At 69.5% G+C, this 18,418-nt stretch carries 11 protein-coding genes; 7 read left to right on the top strand and 4 right to left on the bottom strand.

The features are described from left to right. Positions 1-68: 68 nt before the first annotated feature. Entirely contained in the window at positions 69-7,862 is a 7,794-nt protein-coding gene (locus U9J23_RS03505) for a non-ribosomal peptide synthetase (protein WP_326601415.1), read from the bottom strand. A 178-nt stretch (positions 7,863-8,040) separates the two neighbouring features. On the opposite strand from U9J23_RS03505, the gene U9J23_RS03500 reads away from it, so the two are divergent. The 3 genes from U9J23_RS03500 to U9J23_RS03490 are packed head-to-tail and all read left to right on the top strand — an operon-like array spanning position 8,041 to position 11,656. Then, the gene (locus U9J23_RS03500; protein WP_326601414.1) at positions 8,041-9,183 is read left to right on the top strand and encodes an isochorismate synthase; all 1,143 of its coding nucleotides are present in this window, start codon (positions 8,041-8,043) and stop codon (positions 9,181-9,183) included. Next, positions 9,180-9,962, top strand: a complete 783-nt coding sequence (locus U9J23_RS03495; protein ID WP_326601412.1) for a 2,3-dihydro-2,3-dihydroxybenzoate dehydrogenase — start codon at positions 9,180-9,182, stop codon at positions 9,960-9,962. The genes U9J23_RS03500 and U9J23_RS03495 overlap by 4 nt, the downstream gene beginning before the upstream one ends. Positions 9,963-10,006: 44 nt before the next feature. Next, positions 10,007-11,656 (top strand): (2,3-dihydroxybenzoyl)adenylate synthase, encoded by a 1,650-nt coding sequence (locus U9J23_RS03490; protein WP_272266959.1) that lies wholly within the window; start codon positions 10,007-10,009, stop codon positions 11,654-11,656. On the opposite strand, the gene U9J23_RS03485 is transcribed toward U9J23_RS03490, so the two are convergent. After that, entirely contained in the window at positions 11,607-13,505 is a 1,899-nt protein-coding gene (locus tag U9J23_RS03485; RefSeq protein ID WP_085469472.1) for an ABC transporter ATP-binding protein, read from the bottom strand. The genes U9J23_RS03490 and U9J23_RS03485 overlap by 50 nt on opposite strands. Before the next feature lie 89 nt (positions 13,506-13,594). Here U9J23_RS03485 and U9J23_RS03480 point away from each other — a divergent pair, with 89 nt between their 5' ends. Together U9J23_RS03480 and U9J23_RS03475 are read left to right on the top strand one after the other, a co-directional pair. Continuing rightward, entirely contained in the window at positions 13,595-14,023 is a 429-nt protein-coding gene (locus U9J23_RS03480; RefSeq protein ID WP_272266960.1) for a MarR family winged helix-turn-helix transcriptional regulator, read from the top strand. Between the two features lie 82 nt (positions 14,024-14,105). Then, positions 14,106-14,825: a 2OG-Fe(II) oxygenase gene (locus U9J23_RS03475; protein ID WP_326601408.1), complete on the top strand. Its 720-nt coding sequence runs from the start codon at positions 14,106-14,108 to the stop codon at positions 14,823-14,825. Positions 14,826-14,831: 6 nt separating this feature from the next. On the opposite strand, the gene U9J23_RS03470 is transcribed toward U9J23_RS03475, so the two are convergent. Then, the gene (locus U9J23_RS03470; RefSeq protein WP_016693969.1) at positions 14,832-15,803 is read right to left on the bottom strand and encodes a phosphotriesterase family protein; all 972 of its coding nucleotides are present in this window, start codon (positions 15,801-15,803) and stop codon (positions 14,832-14,834) included. Positions 15,804-15,846: 43 nt separating this feature from the next. Next, on the bottom strand, positions 15,847-16,677 hold the full coding sequence (locus U9J23_RS03465; protein ID WP_085469359.1) for an SDR family oxidoreductase: 831 nt from the start codon (positions 16,675-16,677) through the stop codon (positions 15,847-15,849). Between the two features lie 121 nt (positions 16,678-16,798). Here U9J23_RS03465 and U9J23_RS03460 point away from each other — a divergent pair, with 121 nt between their 5' ends. Continuing rightward, on the top strand, positions 16,799-17,461 hold the full coding sequence (locus U9J23_RS03460; protein ID WP_326601405.1) for an alpha-ketoglutarate-dependent dioxygenase AlkB family protein: 663 nt from the start codon (positions 16,799-16,801) through the stop codon (positions 17,459-17,461). Positions 17,462-17,611: 150 nt separating this feature from the next. Further along, on the top strand, positions 17,612-18,361 hold the full coding sequence (locus U9J23_RS03455) for a cutinase family protein (protein WP_106200631.1): 750 nt from the start codon (positions 17,612-17,614) through the stop codon (positions 18,359-18,361). Positions 18,362-18,418: the final 57 nt, after the last annotated feature.

Raw genomic sequence — 18,418 nt, 5'->3', positions numbered from 1 at the left:
GGGCGCGTTGCCCCGGTCACGATTGGTTAGGCTAACCGAAAGAGACCGCCCCGCCAAGCGCTCCACCCTCAGCCGAATTCGAGCGCGAAATCGTCGATCTCCGACTGGTCGAGGTCGTCGAGCGTGAGGTCGGACGGTGTGAACCCGCCCGCGTCCTCGTCCGACGCGTGCCCGGCGAGCGCACGCAGCGCCGCGACCCACTCGTCGGCCAACGCCGACACCGTCTCCACCCGAACGAGATCGGGGCTGTACCCGAACATTCCGCGCAGCACCGGCTCGGCGCCGGAATCGTCGGTGAGCACACCGATCTCGACGGCGTGCGCCACGGGCATATCGGCTTCGGTGGCCCCACCGAGTGCCGAACCCTCCGGGGCACCGGCCCACGCCTGACCTTCCGTCTCGCCCAGCGTGAACCGGCCGAGATAGTTGAAGCCGATGTCCACCGAGCCGACGCTCGCGAGTTCCGGGCCACCCACGGGGTCGAGATGCCGCAGCATCCCGAATCCGATTCCGCTGTCGGGTATCTCCCGCAGCTGTTCCTTCACGCGTTTCAGAGCGTCACCAGCGCTCGCTCCCCCGGCGTACGCGTCGGCGACGTCGAGTCCCGCGACGTCCAGGCGCACCGGATAGAGCGTGGTGAACCAGCCCACCGTGCGCGACAGATCCGCCCCCGGAACGGCCTGTTCCTCCCGGCCGTGTCCTTCGAGGTCGACCGCGACCGCCCCGTCGCCACACACCCGCGCGGACGCCAACGCCAGAGCCGTGAGCAGGACGTCCTCGACGCCGGCGTGGAACCGCTCGGGCACGGTGGTGAGCAGCGCATCGGTGAGTTCGGACGGAACTTCGACCTGCACCTTCGCGGTGTCCGCCATGGTGTGCCGCACGGGATCCGGATCCCCGGACGCCAGACGCACGCGTCCCGCCGGGGCAAGGATCCGCCGCCACAGCGACAGTTCCGATCTGCGCGCCGGCACCCCGTCGAGCAGTCCCCGCGCCCAGCGACGCAGCGACGTGCCCGCGCGGACCGGGGCGACACCGTCGACCGCACCGGCGAGGTCGGGCACCAGGATCCGCCACGACACACCGTCGACGACGAGGTGGTGCACCGCGACGAACACCCGCCCCGGCGCGTCGGGACCGGCGTCGAAGAAGATCATGCGCACGAGCGCGCCCGCGGCGGGATCGAGTTCGGCGTAGGCGGTCCCGGTCGCGGCGACGATCGCGTCCTGCAGGTCGGCCGAACCCGAGACGTCCACGCGGGTCACGACATCGGCGGCGTCGACGGATCCGACCGGGCGGACGTCGAGCACCCGTGCCTGCGGGTCGAAGACGGCCCGCAGCGCGTCGTGCGTGTCGAGCAGGGCCTGGACGCCGTCGGTCAGCCGGTCGAGCGTCAACCCTGCGGGCGCGAGGAGCAGCCGCGACTGCGCGTAGCGGGCGTACGGTCCACCGCGGTCGAGCATGTCGTGGACGATCGGGGTCGCCGGGACCTCCCCGAGCGCCGCCTCGACGTCGACCGTCCCGGGCCCGTCCTCGATCTCCGCGACACGGGCGAGTCCCGCCGGGCTGCGGTGTTCGAAGACGTGCCGGGCGGTGAAGCGGATCCCGGCGGCGCGCGCTGCGGACACCAACTGGATGGACACGATCGAATCGCCGCCGAGAGCGAAGAAATCGTCGTCGGGGCCTACTGCGTCGAGTCCGAGCACACCCGCCGTCAGCTCGCACAGGCGCTGTTCGAGTTCGTCCGCCGGCAGCCGACTCTCGACGGCCGGGGTGAAGACCGGCTCGGGAAGGGCTCTGCGGTCGATCTTTCCGTTACGGGTGACCGGCAGTTCGTCGAGCACGACCGTGACGGCGGGAACCATGTGGTCGGGCAGCCGGTCGGCGACGTACGTCCGGAGGGTGTCGGGATCCGCCGTTCCGGCCGCGTAGGCGACGAGCCGTTTGCGTCCCGGTTCGTCCTCGCGGACCACGACCGCCGTGGCACTCACCGCGGGATGGCTGCCGAGCACGGTCTCGATCTCGCCGAGTTCGATGCGGAAGCCGCGGATCTTCACCTGGTCGTCGGTGCGGCCGAGGTAGTCGAGCACCGGCCCGTTGTTCTCGGAGATCTTCCAGCGCACCAGATCGCCGGTGCGGTACAGGCGCTCGCCGTCGGTGCCGAAGGGGTCGGCCACGAACCGTCCCGCGGTCTGCGCGCTCCGGCCGAGATAGCCGCGGGTGACGTGCGGACCACCGACGTACAGTTCGCCGGCGACGCCCGGGGGCACCTGCCGCAGGTACGCGTCGAGGACGTACACCCGGCCGCCGTGGATCGGCGTTCCGATGTTCGGGGCGCTTCCCGGGGTGAGCACGACGCCGGTCGCGTCGACGGTGCATTCCGTCGGACCGTACATGTTGCTCACGCGCACATCGGTTTCCGCGGCGAGCCGTGACCACAGCTCACCCGGGACGGCTTCGCCGCCGAGCACCATCGACTCGGGACGGTGCGGCTCGGTGGGGTCGAGGAGTCCCTCGGCGAGCAGGCGACCGGCGAGCACGGGGCCGCAGTCGAGTGCGTCGATGCGGTGTTCCCGGACGTACCGGACAATGCCCTCGGCATCGGCCATGAGGTCCTCGGCGAGCACGTGCACGGTATGACCGCCCAGCATCGCGAGGAGGGGTTCGACGGACGAGTCGAACGCGAAGGTGTAGCTCAGCAGCACGGCGCGGCGGCGCGTCGCGGGATCGCCGACGGTGCGGGTGCGCACCGTCTCCCACAGGTTCACGACACCGCGGTGCGGCACCACCACGCCCTTGGGGGTACCGGTCGAACCGGAGGTGTAGACGAGATAGGCGGCGGTGTCCGGGTGCACGTCCGGCAGGCGCACGTCCGGGGCGGGGTCGGTGATCGATCCGACCGCGTCGGCATCGAGGACGACGCCCACACCGGCGTCACGGAGGATGTACTCGTTCCGCTCCGCGGGCTGTTCCGGGTCGAGCACCAGATGGGCCGCTCCCGACTTCCACACGCCGACGATCGCCGCGACCAGCACGGATTCGCGCGGAAGACTCAATCCCACGACGTCCTCCGGACCGATCCCGTTCGCGACGAGGTGACGGGCGATCCGGTCGGACCATGTGTCGAGGTCGTGGAAGGTCAGGCGGTTCGACGGCGTGACCAGCGCGATCTCGTCGGCGTAGCGCTCCACGGTGCGGGCGAACAGGGCGGGCAGGCTGCGGGTCGCCGAGCAGTCGGCGCTGCCACGGTGCGGTCCGGACGGATCCGGGAGCGCGGCGGCGTCACCGGCACGCAGCACCTCTCGCTCGGCGCCGGTGAGCAGATCGAGCGTCGAGAGCCTCGCGTCCGGATCGGCGCACACCGCGGCGAACGCCCGCTCGACCCGCGCGGCGAAGGCCTCGGCGGACGACTCGTCGAACAGGTCGCGGGCGTACTCGACGCTCACGCACAGGCCGCCGTCGGATTCCTCGATGACGTCGAAGGTGAGGTCGAACATCGCGGTGTCGTTCGCGACGAACGAAGGTGTCGGCGTCAGCTCGTCGAATCCCGTGATCGCGGGCGGGCTCTGGTACTGCACCATCACCTGGAACAGCGGGTGCCGGGCGGCGCTGCGCTCGGGGTCGAGCGTTTCCACGACGCGGTCGAACGGGACCTCCTGGTGCGAGTACGCCGCGACGTCGGTGTCCTTGATCCGGGCGAGCAGCTCCCGCACCGTGGGGTCGCCCGAGAGGTCGGTGCGCAGCACCACCATGTTGACGAAGAAGCCGACGAGATCGTCGAGCTCGGGGGCGGGCCGTCCCGCGGTGGGCGATCCGAGCGGGATGTCCTCTCCCGCGCCGCTGTGCGACAGTGCGACCGCGACCGCCGCGTGCACCATCATGAACATCGTGGTGCCGGTCGTGCGGGCGGCCTCCCGGATCGTCGCCGCGCGGTCGGCAGGGATCCGGTGCTCGACACCGCCACCCGCGTAGGACGCCACGGCCGGGCGCGGACGGTCGACGGGAAGGTCGAGTTCGGCCGGGAGGCCCTCGAGCTCCTCGCGCCAGAACGCGAGTTGTCCTGCAGCGAGCGAGTTCTCGTCGCCCTGGTCGCCGAGAAGTTCCCGTTGCCAGATCGCGTAGTCGGCGTACTGCACGGGCAACGGCGCCGGGTTGTGGGAGTCGCCGCGTACGTGCGCGGAGTAGAAGTTGCCGAGATCGCGCAGCAGCAGCGGTGTGGACAGCTCGTCGCTCGCGATGTGGTGGGCGAGCACGAGCATCACGTGCTCGTCGGGTGCGATCGTGAACAACCGGATCCGCAACGGGATCTCGCGTTCGAGATCGAACGCGTGCCGGGCCTCGGAATGCAGGCGCCCGGTGAGCGCATCGCGGTCGACGGTCTCGACCGCGAAGGGAACTGCGGCCCCGGCAACGTCCTCTACGCCGCGCACCTGCTGCATCCCCACGCCGTCGCGGTCGACGAGGACGGTGCGCAGGCTCTCGTGGCGTGCGAGCACGTCGGAGACCGCGTGCCGCAAAGCATCCGGATCGACGGGTCCGTGCAGGTCGACGGTGATGGGGACGTTGTAGGTCGGGCTGGGCCCTTCCATGCGGTACATGAACCACAACCGCTGCTGCGCATACGACAGCGGAGCAAGGGACTGGGGTGCAGGATCGGTCCCACCGCGCGGGACGAGCACAGGCCGGTCCGGGGCGGTGTCCGCACCGTTGCTGCAGTGGACGGCGAGCGCGGCGACCTGCGGATGGTCGAAGACCGTCCGGATCGGCAGCTCCACACCGAGCTCGTCGCGGATCCGGGCGAGCAGCTTCGCGGCGCTGAGCGAATGTCCACCGAGGGCGAAGAAGTCGTCGTCGGCGCCCACCGTGTCGAGCCCCAGGATCTCGGCGTAGATGCGGCACAGTGCCCGTTCGGTCTCGGTCTCCGCGACGCGGGACGAGACCATCGACGAGAAGTCCGGCTCGGGCAGTGCCTTGCGGTCGAGCTTGCCATTGGAGGTCAACGGCATCTCGTCGAGGACGACGAGCGCCGCGGGAACCATGTATCCGGGCAGGAACTCGGCGACGAGGCGGCGGGCCTCGACCGGTTCGGGCACGTCCTGACCGACGAGATAACCGACGAGTTGCGCGGTGCCGGAAGGATCGGTGCGCACCACCGTCGCGGCGCGGGAGACGCCGGGGATGCGCAACAGAGCGGCATCGACCTCACCGAGTTCGATGCGGAATCCCCGGACCTTGACCTGGTTGTCGACCCGGCCGCGGTAGACGAGCCGGCCGTCCTCGGTCCACTGCACGAGATCGCCGGTGCGGTACAGGCGGGCGTACGGACCGGAAGCGTCCTCCGAGTACGGATTCGCGACGAACCTCGTCGCGGTGAGGGCGGGTGCGTCGAGATACCCCCGGACCACGCCCGGCCCGGCGACGTACAACTCGCCTTCGGTTCCGGCGGGCACGGGCGCGAGTCCCGCGTCGAGGACGTGGACGCGCAGGTTGGCGACAGGACGGCCGACGACCGGTGTCTCGGCGTCGGCGACCTCCGCGACGAGGACGTCGACGCTGCACTCGGTGGGGCCGTAGAAGTTGAAGGCCGCGCCCCGGCGTTCGCGTAGGCGGCTCCACAACCGCTCGGAGACGGCGTCGCCGCCGAAACCGAGGGTGGGCACGGTGCCGTCCGGGAACAGGCCGTCGTCGACGAACTGTTCGAGCTGGCTCGGTGAGAACTCGACGAAATCCCATCCCTCGTCGAGGGCGCGGCGTGCGAGTGCCGCCGGGTCGCGCTGGGTCGCCTCGTCGACGATGTCGACGGTGTGCCCGGCCAGCATCCACAGCAGCGGCTGCCACGACGCGTCGAACGCGAGCGACCAGGCCAGTCCGAGGCGGACGGATTCGCGGCCGGCCTCGCGGGCGGCACGGGTGAACACCTGGGCGCGGTGGCTGTGGAACAGGTTGACCAGCCCGCGGTGGGGTACGACGACACCCTTCGGTCTGCCGGTGGAGCCGGACGTGTGGATCACGTAGGCGATCGAGTCGGGTGTCAGCGGACCGCGCTCCGAGTCGTCGAGCGGAGCATCGGACACGGCGTCGAGGTCGAGATCCTCGAGCACGACACGCTGCGGCGCCCCCGTCACCTCGGCGACCCGGCCGTCGGTCGTGCGGGTGGTGAGGACGCAGACGGGGTCGGTGGAGCCGAGGATGTGGGCGAGGCGTTCGAGGGGTTGATCGACGTCGAGCGGGACGTAGGCGGCGCCGGTCTCGAGGACGGCATGAATGGCGACCAGCGCGTCGACGGTGCGGGGCAGCGCGAGGGCGACCCGTGCGTGCGGCCGGTCGAGATCGAAGTTCGAGACGAGGTGGCGGGCCAGGCGGTGCACCCGCGCACCGAACTGCGCATAGGTGAGCGTCACATGGGCGTCCGCTGCGGCCGGTGCGTCGGGGGCCGCCTCGATCCTCTCCCGCAGCAGGTCGACGAGGGTCAGCTCGGGGTCGAACGGGATGTCCGGGCTGTGGCTCCAGTCGTCGAGGATGGTCCGCCGCTCGTCGGCGGTCAGGACGGACACCTGCGCGAGCGGGGTGTGCAGATCCCGCTCGGCCACCGAACCGAACAGCATCTCCAGGCGCTCGGTGTGGATCGTCAGATCCGCCTGGCTGTAGACGTCGGCGTCGACGTCGACGAACACCTCGAGTCCGGCACTGCCGTCGAGCGGCCGCACGGTGACCATGAAGTCCTGCAGGGGTCCTCGGGCGATCGAGTGCACGGCCGCACGCATGTCGCCGAACCGGAGCGAGTCGCCGAACGGTTTGACGTTGACCGACGGGCCGATGACGCCGCGGGATCCGGTGGGCAGTCGCAGGTCGCGCTGGATGTCCTCGGTGCGATAGCGATAGTGGTTGCGACACAATGCCACTCCGTCGCGTACCTGGGCGACGAGATCGACGAGGGTGGCCGATGCGGTGGGGTTCAGGCGCAGCGGAACGACGTTGACGGCAGTGATCGGCACCCGCAGTGCGGCGGTGCCCAGGCGGTTCATGACGGGGAAACCGAGCGTGAGGTCCTCGCGACCGGTCGCTCCGCGCAGGTACGCGGCGACGAGGGCGGTGACCGCGTCGCCCCAACTCGCACCGGCCACCTTACCCAGGGTCACCAGACCGCGCTGCTGTTCGGCGTCGAGGGTGAAGCGCGCACCCCGGGAGCGACGGGCGATGCCACCCGGGCCGGGCCGGAGGGCGACCGCTTCGTCCACGCCGTCGAGGTACTCTCCCCAGAAGTCACGGTCGGCGTCGAAGGCGGCCGAGTCGCGGTAGTCCGATTCCTCCCGTATCGCCGGTTCGACCGGATCGAACCGTGCAGCAGCAACTTTCGCGCCGGCAACTGCGGCGGTGTAGCGCTCGGCGATGCGCCGGTTGAACAACGAGAAACCGAAGGCGTCGAGCACGATGTGGTGGGCGCGCACGTAGAGCAGGACGTGATCGTCGGCGAGTCGCAGGACCGCGGCCCGGACGCACGGATCCACTGCCGGGTCGACGGGCTGTTCGAGGTCGCGTGCCATCCACTCGTGGGCCGCGCCCCAGGGATCCGCCGCGGAGGTGAGGTCGAGAGTCGGGGCGAGATCGAGCGTGCGCGCACCGGGAATCTGGACGACCGTACCGTCGGCGCGGGTCTCGAACCCCGCGACCAGCACCTCGGCCTCGGATGCCGCCGAGGAAACGGCGGTGACCAGCGCTTCCTCGTCGACCACGCCTCGCAGTTCGATGCACTCCGAGGTGTTGAACAGCGGGTTGTCGGGGTTCAGCTGCTGGGCGAACCATACACCCGACTGTGCACGCGACAGGGCGAGCCGCGAGGCGTCCGGGCCGGCAAGGGGCACTGGAGATCCTCTTTCCTTCGATCGAAACGATTGACTGGGAACGGAATCCGCTGATGTGCGCGCTGCGGCGCCGGAGGGCACAGTACCAAAGGTTAGGCTTACCGTATATCTTGCTCAGTGATCGTGTGTCCTGTGGCGCGGTCCTGCCAGCAGACCTCCTCAACCGGAAGGTACGAGAATGCAAGTGCCGGTCCTCGGCGCAACCGCTACCGACCGGGCCGAGCGGCCCGTCGCGCACCCGTTCGTCCTGTCCCGCCCGCACGGCACGGTGGTCGCCGAAGGCGTGAGCGGACGCTTCGATCGCGCGTCCTCCGCAGCCGACGCCCTGCGCAGCGGACAGGTCGCCGCGATCGTCGGAGCACTGCCCTTCGCACCCGACGGTCCGGCCGCACTGATCGCTCCGGACACACTCCACCACTCCCCCGCGCACTACGATGCACCGGCCGCCGAGCTGCCCCCGATCACGATCACGGGCGCACTGCCGTCGGAAGGCGAACACATCGATCGGGTCGAGACCGTACTGCGGCTGCTCCGCTCGGACGACAGCGACCTGCTCAAGGTGGTGCTGGCCCGGACACTCGCCCTGCGCGCAGACCGGCCCGTCACCCCGCACGACCTTCTCGTCGCTCTCACGCGAAACGATCCGCTGCACAACGGCTTCCTCGTCGACCTCACGTCCGCCGGCGGCGCGTGGACGGGCCGCCACCTGGTGGGGTCGAGCCCGGAGGTGCTCGTGCGCCGACGCGGCGATCGGGTCACCGCCCACCCCCTCGCCGGATCCGCACCGCGCCACCGCGACCCCGAGATCGATCGGGCGACGGCCGACAGGCTCGCCGGTTCCGCGAAGAACCTCGCCGAGCACGCGCACGTGATCGATGCGATCCGCACCGCTCTCGAACCGTTGTGCGTCGATCTCGACATCCCCGAGCAGCCGACCGTGACGAGCACGCGCCAGCTGTGGCATCTCGGCACTCCCATCGAGGGTCGCCTGCGCGATCCGGGTGTCACGGCCCTCGACCTCGCGCTGGCAGTGCATCCCACTCCCGCGATCTGTGGGACGCCGACCACCACCGCCCGCGATCTGATCCTCGCCACCGAGGGCGACCGGGGCTTCTACGCCGGAGCCGTCGGATGGTGCGACGCCGCCGGTGACGGCGAATGGATGGTCACCATCCGCTGCGCCGTCCTCGACGCCGACGGGATCGGGCTCACGGCCCACGCCGGGGGCGGCATCGTCGCCGACTCCGATCCCGCCGACGAACTGGCCGAGACCACCGTCAAGTTCGGCACCGTCCTCGATGCACTGGGAGTACTCCGATGACCGAGACCGCACCGGCCCCCGTCACGCTCGTCGTCGGGGCCGCGCAGGGCATCGGCCGCGCGACCGCCGAGACCCTCGCGCGCGCCGGTCACCGTCTCGTGCTCGCCGACCGCGACGCCGAAGGACTCTGCAAGACCGCCGCGTTGCTCGGCGGCCCCGTCCCCACCTACCCCGTCGACATCCGCGACCACGATGCTGTCGCCCACGTCGTCGAGAGCATCGAATCCGAGCACGGACCGATCGAGCATCTCGCGCACGTCGCCGGTGTCTTCACCACGGGATCGGTGCTCGACTCCGATCCCGAGGACTGGCAGCACATGTACGACGTCAACGTCACCGGCCTGCTGTCGGTCCTGCGTTCGGTCGGACGGGCCATGCGGGAGCGGCGGTCGGGTTCGATCGTCGTCGTCGGATCGAATTCCGCGGGCGTGCCGCGGATGGGCATGGGTGCCTACGGATCGTCCAAGGCCGCCGCCACGATGATCGTCCGGATCCTCGGACTCGAACTGGCGCAGTACGGGATCCGCGCCAACATCGTCGCGCCGGGCTCCACAGACACCGCCATGCAGCGCTCGCTGTGGGAGGATCCGAACGACGACGCCGGCGCCCGCAGCGCCATCGAGGGCGATCCGTCGCAGTTCAAGGTGGGCATCCCCCTCGGCCGCATCGCCGAGCCCGCCGACATCGCCGAGGCCATCGAATTCCTGCTGTCCGACCGTGCCCGTCACATCACCATGCAGGCGCTGCACATCGACGGCGGCGCCACCCTCCGTGCCTGACCGACCGACCCCACATCGATCCGCATCCCGAAAGGAACCGTTCCGTGACAACCGGTTTCGAGCGCACCCCGCTCGTCGACACCGCCCGCTACCCCGAGGAGTTCGCCGAGCGGTATCGCGCAGCCGGTTACTGGACGAGTGAGACCTTCGGCGAGTTCCTCCCGGCCCGCGCCGCCCGGTTCGCCGATCGCACCGCCGTCGTCGGACACGACGCGACGGCCACTCGGCGGAGCATCACCTACCGCGAACTCGACGACGCCTCGGCCCGCATCGCCGCCGGTCTCGCCGACCTCGGGGTACGCAAGGGCGACCGTGTCGTCCTGCAGTTGCCGAACATCGTCGAGTACACCGAGGTGCTCTTCGCGGTCTTCCGGCTCGGCGCGCTCCCCGTCTTCTCCCTGCCCGCACACCGCGCGTCGGAAATCGGTTACTTCTGCCGGTTCAGCGACGCCGCGGCGTACGTGATCGCCGACGAACACGGCGGATTCGACTACCGCGTGCTCGCCCGGCAGGTCACCTCCGAGATGGAGAATCCGCCGGCGGTCGTGGTCGCCGGTGAGGCCGAGGAGTTCACCGCGCTCGACTCGCTGCGCGACCGCGAACCCGCGCCGATCACGGAGAACGACTCCGAAAGCGTTGCCTTCCTGCAGTTGTCGGGCGGCACCACCGGGACGTCGAAGCTCATCCCCCGCACCCACGCCGACTATCTGTACTCGGTGCGCGAGTCCGCGATGATCTGCGGGGTGGACGAGAACACCCGCATGTTGGTCGCGTTGCCGGCGGCGCACAACTTCCCGATGAGTTCACCGGGCATCCTCGGTGTGCTGCACGCCGGCGGCACCGTCGTCCTCGCTCCGGACCCGAGCCCGGACACCGCGTTCGCCCTGATCGAGAGCGAGGGCGTGACGATGGCGTCGCTCGTCCCGCCCCTCGCGCAGGCGTGGCTGTCGGCGCGGGCCCGCACCGAGCGCGACCTGTCGTCGCTCCAGGTGCTGCAGGTCGGTGGCGCGAAGTTCCCGGCCGAGGCTGCCAAACGCGTTCGCCCCGAACTCGGCTGCACGCTGCAACAGGTCTTCGGTATGGCGGAGGGTCTCGTCAACTACACCCGGCTCGACGACGACGAGGACACCATCGTCACCACCCAGGGCCGGCCGATCAGTGCCGACGACGAGATCCGCGTCGTCGACGACGCGGACGAACCCGTGCCCGTGGGCACCACCGGTCACCTGCTCACCCGCGGCCCGTACACGATCCGGGGTTATTACAACGCGCCGGAACACAATTCGACGGCGTTCACCCCGGACGGTTTCTACCGCACCGGCGACATCGTCCGGCTCACCGAGCACGGTTACATCGTCGTCGAGGGACGCGCGAAGGACCAGATCAATCGTGGTGGCGAGAAGATCGCGGCCGAGGAGGTCGAGAACCATCTGATCGCGCACCCGGCCGTGCTCGATGCGGCGGTGGTGTCGATGCCCGACCAGTATCTCGGCGAACGCACCTGCGCTTTCGTCGTCACCGAGGGTGAAGTGCCGAAGGCCCTCGCGCTCAAGAAGTTCCTGAGGGAGCGAGGGCTGGCCGAGTACAAGATCCCCGACAAGGTGCAGTTCGTCGACGCCTTCCCGGTCACGGGAGTGGGCAAGATCAGCCGGAACGAACTGCGGCGCGCTCTCGCGGCCACTCTGAAGGACTGATCTCGCTCCGCGACGACGGGACGGTCTCACCTCGCTCGGCGCGCGCCGCGAGGGTCGCGTAGCGGCCACCGCGGGCGACGAGGTCGTCGTGCGTTCCGCGTTCGACGATGCGGCCCCGGTCGAGGACCACGATCTCGTCGGCGTTGCGCACGGTCGAGAGCCGGTGCGCGATGGTGATGGTCGTGCGTCCGCTGCGCGCGGCGTCGAGGGCCTGCTGCACGGCGTGCTCGGTGTCGTTGTCGAGGGCGCTGGTCGCCTCGTCGAGCACGAGGACACGCGGGTCGCGCAGGAGCGTGCGTGCGATCGCCAGTCGCTGTTTCTCGCCGCCCGAGAAGCGGTGTCCGCGGGCGCCGACGACGGTGTCGTAGCCGTCCGGCAGCGAGACGATCAGGTCGTGGATGTGTGCGGCGCGGGCCGCGGCCTCGATCTCGTCGTCGGTCGCGTCCGGCTTCGCGTAGCGCAGATTCTCCCGGACGGTCGCGTGGAGGAGGTAGGTCTCCTGCGAGACCACGCCGACCAGTCCGGCGAGATCGGCGAGCCGCATGTCGCGCAGGTCGACGCCGTCGATGCTCACGCGCCCCTCGACCGGGTCGTACAGTCGTGCGACGAGCGAGCCGAGCGTGGTCTTGCCCGAGCCTGTCTCACCGACGAGCGCGACCTGCGCCCCCGCCGGGACGTCGAGGTCGATCCCGTCGAGCGCGTTGCGGTGCGCTCCTTCGTAGCGGAAGCTCACGTTCTCGAACCGCACCCGGCCGGCGACGGTCGCCGGGTCGACGGGCGCCGGATCGCGCGGGTCGTCGATGTCGACGGGAAGGTCGAGGTATTCGAAGATGCGGCTGAACAGGGCCAGCGAACTGGTGACGGAGACACCGACGTCGAGCAGGCTCATCAGCGGCCGGAACAGCGCGCCCTGCAGTCCGGTGAAGGCCACCAGGGTGCCGATCGTCATGCCGCCCGAGGTGGCCGGCAGACCGGCGACGAGATAGAGGACCGCGGGGATCGCCGCGAAGACGATGTTCATCGTGGCCATGCGCCAGCGGCCGGACAACTGCGCGTGCACCTCGAGATCGGCCAGTTCCTCCGATGTGCGGGCGAACTTGTCGGACAGTGCCGGGCCGGTGCCCAGCGTCTTGACGAGCAGCACGCCGCTGACCGACAGTCCTTCGTCGATCTGCGACTGCATGTCGGCGAGGCGGCGCTGCTGACGGGCGGTGACGGCGCGGCGCATGAGCGCGACCCGGCGCGTGAGCCAGATGGCCGGCGGGAGCACGATCAGGGACAGCAGGGCCAGTCGCCAGCTGAGGACCGCCATGGCGATCGCCGTGCCGACGACGGTGGTGACGTTGGACGCCAGCGAGGTCGCGGTGTTGGTGACCACGGACTGCATGCCACCGATGTCGTTGGTCAGCCGCGACTGGATCTCGCCGCCGCGAGTGCGGGTGAAGAAGTTCAGAGACTGGCGCTGCAGGTGGGAGAAGACCCGGGTGCGCAGACCGTGCATGACGTTCTGGCCGACGGTCGTGGAGATCCAGGTCTGGACGACGGACAGGAGCGAGCTCGCGACGGTGACGGCCAGCATGCCACCGACCGCCCACAGCAGCAGGCTCACGTTCTGGTGCGGGATGGCGTCGTCGATGACGGCGCGGACGAGGAAGGGCGTCGCGAGGGAGATCACCGACGAGGCGATGATGAGCGCGACGACGAGGGTGATCTTCCACCGGTAGGGCGCGAAGAGGGCGCCGATACGGCGCAGGCTCACCGGGGCTTCGCGGAGCTGTTCGAGATCCTTCTTGTCGATCCTGCCGCGGCTGCCCGGCTTGCCGCCGAGTGTGGGTGGGGGCTGCATCATGTGCGCCACCTCGATTCGTGATTCGTGTTTCGTACTTATTGAGGTTGCCTCATTGAGTGGCAACCGTCAAGTGAGGTAAGGTGAGCACTATGTCGGATTCACCCGTCGCACTGCGCGATCTGCTCCTCACCACCACGCGTACGCTGCGCCGACGCTGGCACGACCTCCTCCAGCCGTGGGGATTGTCACCCCACGAGTACCGGGCCCTCGACGTCATCGGACGCGCCGACGACCCGATCCGCCTCGGCGTCGTGGCCAAGGAACTGCGCATCGTCCCCCGCTCGGCCACCGAGGTCGTCGACCGCCTCGAGACGCGGGGTCTCATCGAGCGACTCCCCGATCCCGCCGACCGGCGCGCGGTCTGCGTGCGGCTGACCGACGAGGGCCGCAGGATCCGGGCCGAGTTGGCCTCCGCCCGCGATGCCGACGCCGTCGAGATGTTCGACCGGCTCGGCGCCGAGGAACGCGCGCGACTGTCCGATCTGCTGCACAAACTCGTCGACGACCGGCCGCGCTGATCCTTTCCGGTTCCGGGTACTCACATTTCCGACGGCGGCGACGTCTTCCCTACGAGTGTCCGTGCCGATCGAGGAGAACCCCGTGAAGACCATCGACAGCCTGCAGTCGCGCGTCGACGCACTGAACCTGCCCGAGCTGACGAACGAGCTCGACGAGAACGGCTGCGTCCTCACCGGGCCGCTGCTGAGCGACGACGAATGCGCCGAGCTCGCGGCCCTGTGGGACGACGACGCCCGATTCCGCACCACGGTCGACATGAGCCGCTACCGATACGGGCACGGCATCTACAAGTACTTCGGCCCACCCGTCCCCGACGCCGTCGCACACCTGCGCTCGGCGTTCTACCGGCAGCTGCTCGGCGTCGCGCACTCGTGGGCCGAACGCCTCGGCGATCCGGCACCCTGGCCCGACGACTTCGACGACTGGCTGGGCATGTGCCACGCGGCCGGCCAGACCGACCCCACCCCGCTGATGCTGCGCTACACCACCGGCGACTGGAACGCCCTGCACCGCGATCTCTACGGCGACCTCGTGTTCCCCCTGCAGGTCGTGATCGGGCTCGACCGGGCGGGCGTCGACTACACCGGTGGTGAGTTCCTGCTGGTCGAACAACGGCCGCGCGCGCAGTCGCGGGGCACCGTCACTGTGCTCGAGCGAGGCCACGCGCTGATCTTCACCACCCGCGACCGACCGATCCGCTCGGCACGCGGATGGTCGCGGGCACCGGTCCGGCACGGCGTGAGCACCGTCCGTTCCGGTCTGCGTCGCACGCTCGGCCTGGTCCTGCACGACGCGGCCTGAGCACTCTTACCGTTCGAAGATCCGCCGCGGATTGTCCACGAGCATCGTGGTGATCTGCTCCTCGGTCACGCCCCGTTCACGCAGGGCCGGCAGCACCTCGTCGCTGATGTGGTTGTAGTTCCAGTTGGGCACGGCGGCCTGCTTCACGTCGTGCGGGAACCAGTCGATGAAGCATGCCGCGTCGTGCGAGAGCACCATGCGCTCGGTATAACCGGCCTCCACGAGCGCGACCACCGTATCGACGCGCTGCTCGAACGGCAACAGCAGGTCGAGGCCGAAGCGGTCCATCCCCAGAATCGAACCGGCGTCGGCGATCCGTCGCAGGTAATCCAGATCGGTCGAATCACCGCTGTGCCCGACGACCACCTTGGTGAGGTCGACGCCTTCCTCCGCGAGCACGCGTTGCGCCACCTCCCCCGATCCGGTGTGCGGGTTGGTGTGCACCGTGATCGGCACGCCGGTCTCGACGTGCGCCTGCCCCACCGCCCGCATCACGCGTTCGACGCCCGGCGTGAGGCCCGGAAGCTCGATGGCGCACTTGAGCATTCCTGCACGTACCCCCGTGCCGGCGATGCCCTCGCGGATGTCCTTCACGAACAGTTCGGTGAGCGGTTCCGGTCCGTCCACCAGCAGCCCCGGCCCGACGTTGTGGAACTGGAACGGCAGATCGTTGTAGGTGTACAGGCCCGTCGCGACGACGATGGAGATGTCCACCTGTTCGGCGACGCGCTGGATGCGCGGGATGTACCGGCCGAGACCGACCACCGTGGGATCGACGATCGTGTCGATGCCACGCTCCGACAACGCCTTCAACTTCGCCACCGCGTCGTCGACACGCTCGTCCTCGTCCCACGGGCTCGGGTAGTCGGGAAAGTTGCTGCGGATCTCCTCGCCGAGCACGAAGACGTGCTCGTGCATGAGGACTCTGCCCAGACGGCCCGTGTCGAGGGGGCCGCGAACGGTGTCGACGGATGTCATGACCGGTGACGTTAGGACACCACCGGCGGGAGGGGCACCGATTTCACGAATCGGTGGGAGTCGACTCCTCGAGGGCCTGACGGTAGCGACGCATGCCGCGCAGCCACCGGTCGTAGTCGGCGCCCTTGTTCCGGTACATCTCGAGGACCTCCGGGTGAGGAAGGATCAGGAAGTGCTCCTCCTCCATCGCGGCGAACACCGTCTCCGCGACGTCCGCGGGTTCGAGCACCGCACCGGCGGTCGTGACGGCGCGGGTGGCGAGTTCGCCGAGTGCATGCCCGGATGCGTCCCCCGAGTACAGCAGGGGTGTGTTGACGCCCATCGGGCACAGGCAGCTCACCCGCACGCCCTTGTCGCCGTAGGTCACCGACAACCACTCGGCGAAACCGACGGCCGCGTGCTTGGTGACCGAGTAGGTGGCCGAGCCGATCTGGGTGAGCAGGCCCGCCGCCGACGCCGTGCTGACGAAATAGCCCTCGCCGCGTTCGACCCATCGGGGCACCAGCAGTCGCGCCGCCCGGATGTGTGCGCGCAGGTTGACATCGAAGGACTGCTCCCACACGGAGTCCTCGATCTCCAGGCCCGGCACACCGGTGACACCGGCATTGGCGAAGTACAGGTCCACGGGACCGAATTCCGTTTCGGCGCGCTCGACGAGCCCACGGATGTGTTCGTCGTCGGAGACGTCCGCCGCCACCGCGACGGCGCTGCCCGGGGTCTTCTCCTCGAGCGTCGCGACGACGCGCTGGGCCGCGTGTTCGTCGAGGTCGGCGACCACCACTCGCGCACCCCGTTCGACGAGTCCGGCAGCGATGGCGCCGCCGATTCCGCCGCCCCCGCCGGTCACGACGGCCACTCTGCCTTCGACCTTCATCGCTGTTACCTCCCCGTCGAATCGCAGTGCCGTCCCGTGCGGCACAGTTGGTACGGAACCTGTCTACACGTATCACCGGCTGTACGTACCGCTCACACGCACGGAAGGTCGAGCACCCGGGATGGACGAATTGTTCTCCGTCTCCCGGCCGCGACGCGCGATCGCGCCGGGTGCCGTGCACGTGCCCGACTGGCTCGGCCCGGACGAACAGCGCGAGCTCGTCGAGCTGTGTCGTGAATGGGCGCGTCCGCCGGCGCCGATGCGGCACACCCTGCTGCCGGGTGGCGGACGGATGTCGGTGAGCACGGTGTGCCTCGGATGGCACTGGTCGCCGTACCGCTACACCCGCACCGCGGTCGATGTCGACGACGCTCCCGTTCCACCGCTTCCCGACCTGCTCGTCGAACTCGGGCGGCGTGCCGTCGCCGATGCCTACGACGATCCGGCGGCCGGGAGCGGGTACGAACCCGATACCGCCCTGATCAACTTCTACGACCGCGACGCGCGGATGGGCATGCACCGGGACAAGGACGAACGGGTGGACGCGCCGATCGTGTCGCTCAGCCTCGGGGAGGCCTGCCTGTTCCGGTTCGGCAACACCGAGTCGCGAGGCCGGCCCTACACCGACGTGCGTCTCGAATCCGGCGACCTGTTCGTCTTCGGTGGGCCGTCGCGATTCGCGTACCACGGGGTGCCGGTCGTGTATCCGGACACCGGCAGCGCCCGCTGCGGACTCACCGCGGGGCGCCTCAACATCACCCTGCGGAGCACCGGACTCTCCTGACCGACCCTCCTCGAAAATTCCGAACGTTCGGTCTGTGACTTTGTAACCAACTACACTCCAGGTAGCGGTTCTCCGACGAGAAATGAGTCAAAAGGGACGATATTCTCGTGCGGTAGTCGTCGGTGTCGGGATCGATCACAGGAGACTGCCATGTCCGACTTCGCTTGCCGTCGTGTCCTGGCGATCATCGCAGGACTCACCCTCGGTCTGACCGGACCTGTCGCCGCCGCTGCCACCGCCGGCACCGCATCCACCGCCGGAGCGGAGACCTTCCGTCCGTGCCCGGAGCGGTTCGTCATCGCGGTCGACGGAACCCGCAACATCGACACCCCCGATTCGATCGATCCCGATTCGCCCCTCGCGAAGATCTCGGCGCGATACGCGGCACCCGGCACGGTGGTCGAGCACATCCGGTATCCCGCCGTCGTGGTCCCGGTGCCCGAGTCCGGGTCGAGCGAGGGGTCGGGGCGTCTCGCCTACGACGAGTCCAAGAGGATCGGGCACCAGCGCCTGCGCGAGACGATCACCGTCCGGCACAGCTCGTGTCCCGACAGCGAACTCGTCGTCCTCGGTTACTCGCAGGGCGCGTCGATCGCCGGCGACGTCCTCGCCGAGATCGCCGCCGACGGTTCGGTGCCGCCGGAGCGGATCAGCGGTGTGCTGTACTCCGATCCGCGCGACACCCGGGGGGTCGAGACGCTGTTCCCCGGCGAGGTCGCTCCGGGCATCACACTCAGTGGCGGTCGCGACGACTTCGGGCCGATCGTCGTCGAACGGATCTGCATCGAGGGCGACGCGGTCTGCGACGGCGTGACGCCGGAGGAGAGCGAAGGATGGTTGGGCGAGAACGTCACCGGCTACCTGAGGTTGCACACGACCTATCCCGATTACGACCCGTGAGGATCGTTGCACCAGGGAGAACCCGGGTCAGGGCATACCGGTTCGGTATCGTCGATT

Source organism: Rhodococcus sp. PD04 (assembly GCF_035918275.1).
GTDB lineage: Bacteria > Actinomycetota > Actinomycetes > Mycobacteriales > Mycobacteriaceae > Rhodococcus > Rhodococcus rhodochrous.
The sequence above is the reverse complement of the archived record's forward strand: the minus strand, read 5'-3'. Positions and strand labels throughout refer to the sequence as shown.

Coding starts and splice junctions, on each gene's coding strand:
- U9J23_RS03470 (WP_016693969.1), bottom strand. CDS start 15,803: ATGACATCCGTCGACACCGTTCGCGGCCCCCTCGACACGGGCCGTCTG.
- U9J23_RS03485 (WP_085469472.1), bottom strand. CDS start 13,505: ATGATGCAGCCCCCACCCACACTCGGCGGCAAGCCGGGCAGCCGCGGC.
- U9J23_RS03495 (WP_326601412.1), top strand. CDS start 9,180: ATGACCGAGACCGCACCGGCCCCCGTCACGCTCGTCGTCGGGGCCGCG.
- U9J23_RS03460 (WP_326601405.1), top strand. CDS start 16,799: ATGGACGAATTGTTCTCCGTCTCCCGGCCGCGACGCGCGATCGCGCCG.
- U9J23_RS03465 (WP_085469359.1), bottom strand. CDS start 16,677: ATGAAGGTCGAAGGCAGAGTGGCCGTCGTGACCGGCGGGGGCGGCGGA.
- U9J23_RS03500 (WP_326601414.1), top strand. CDS start 8,041: ATGCAAGTGCCGGTCCTCGGCGCAACCGCTACCGACCGGGCCGAGCGG.
- U9J23_RS03455 (WP_106200631.1), top strand. CDS start 17,612: ATGTCCGACTTCGCTTGCCGTCGTGTCCTGGCGATCATCGCAGGACTC.
- U9J23_RS03480 (WP_272266960.1), top strand. CDS start 13,595: ATGTCGGATTCACCCGTCGCACTGCGCGATCTGCTCCTCACCACCACG.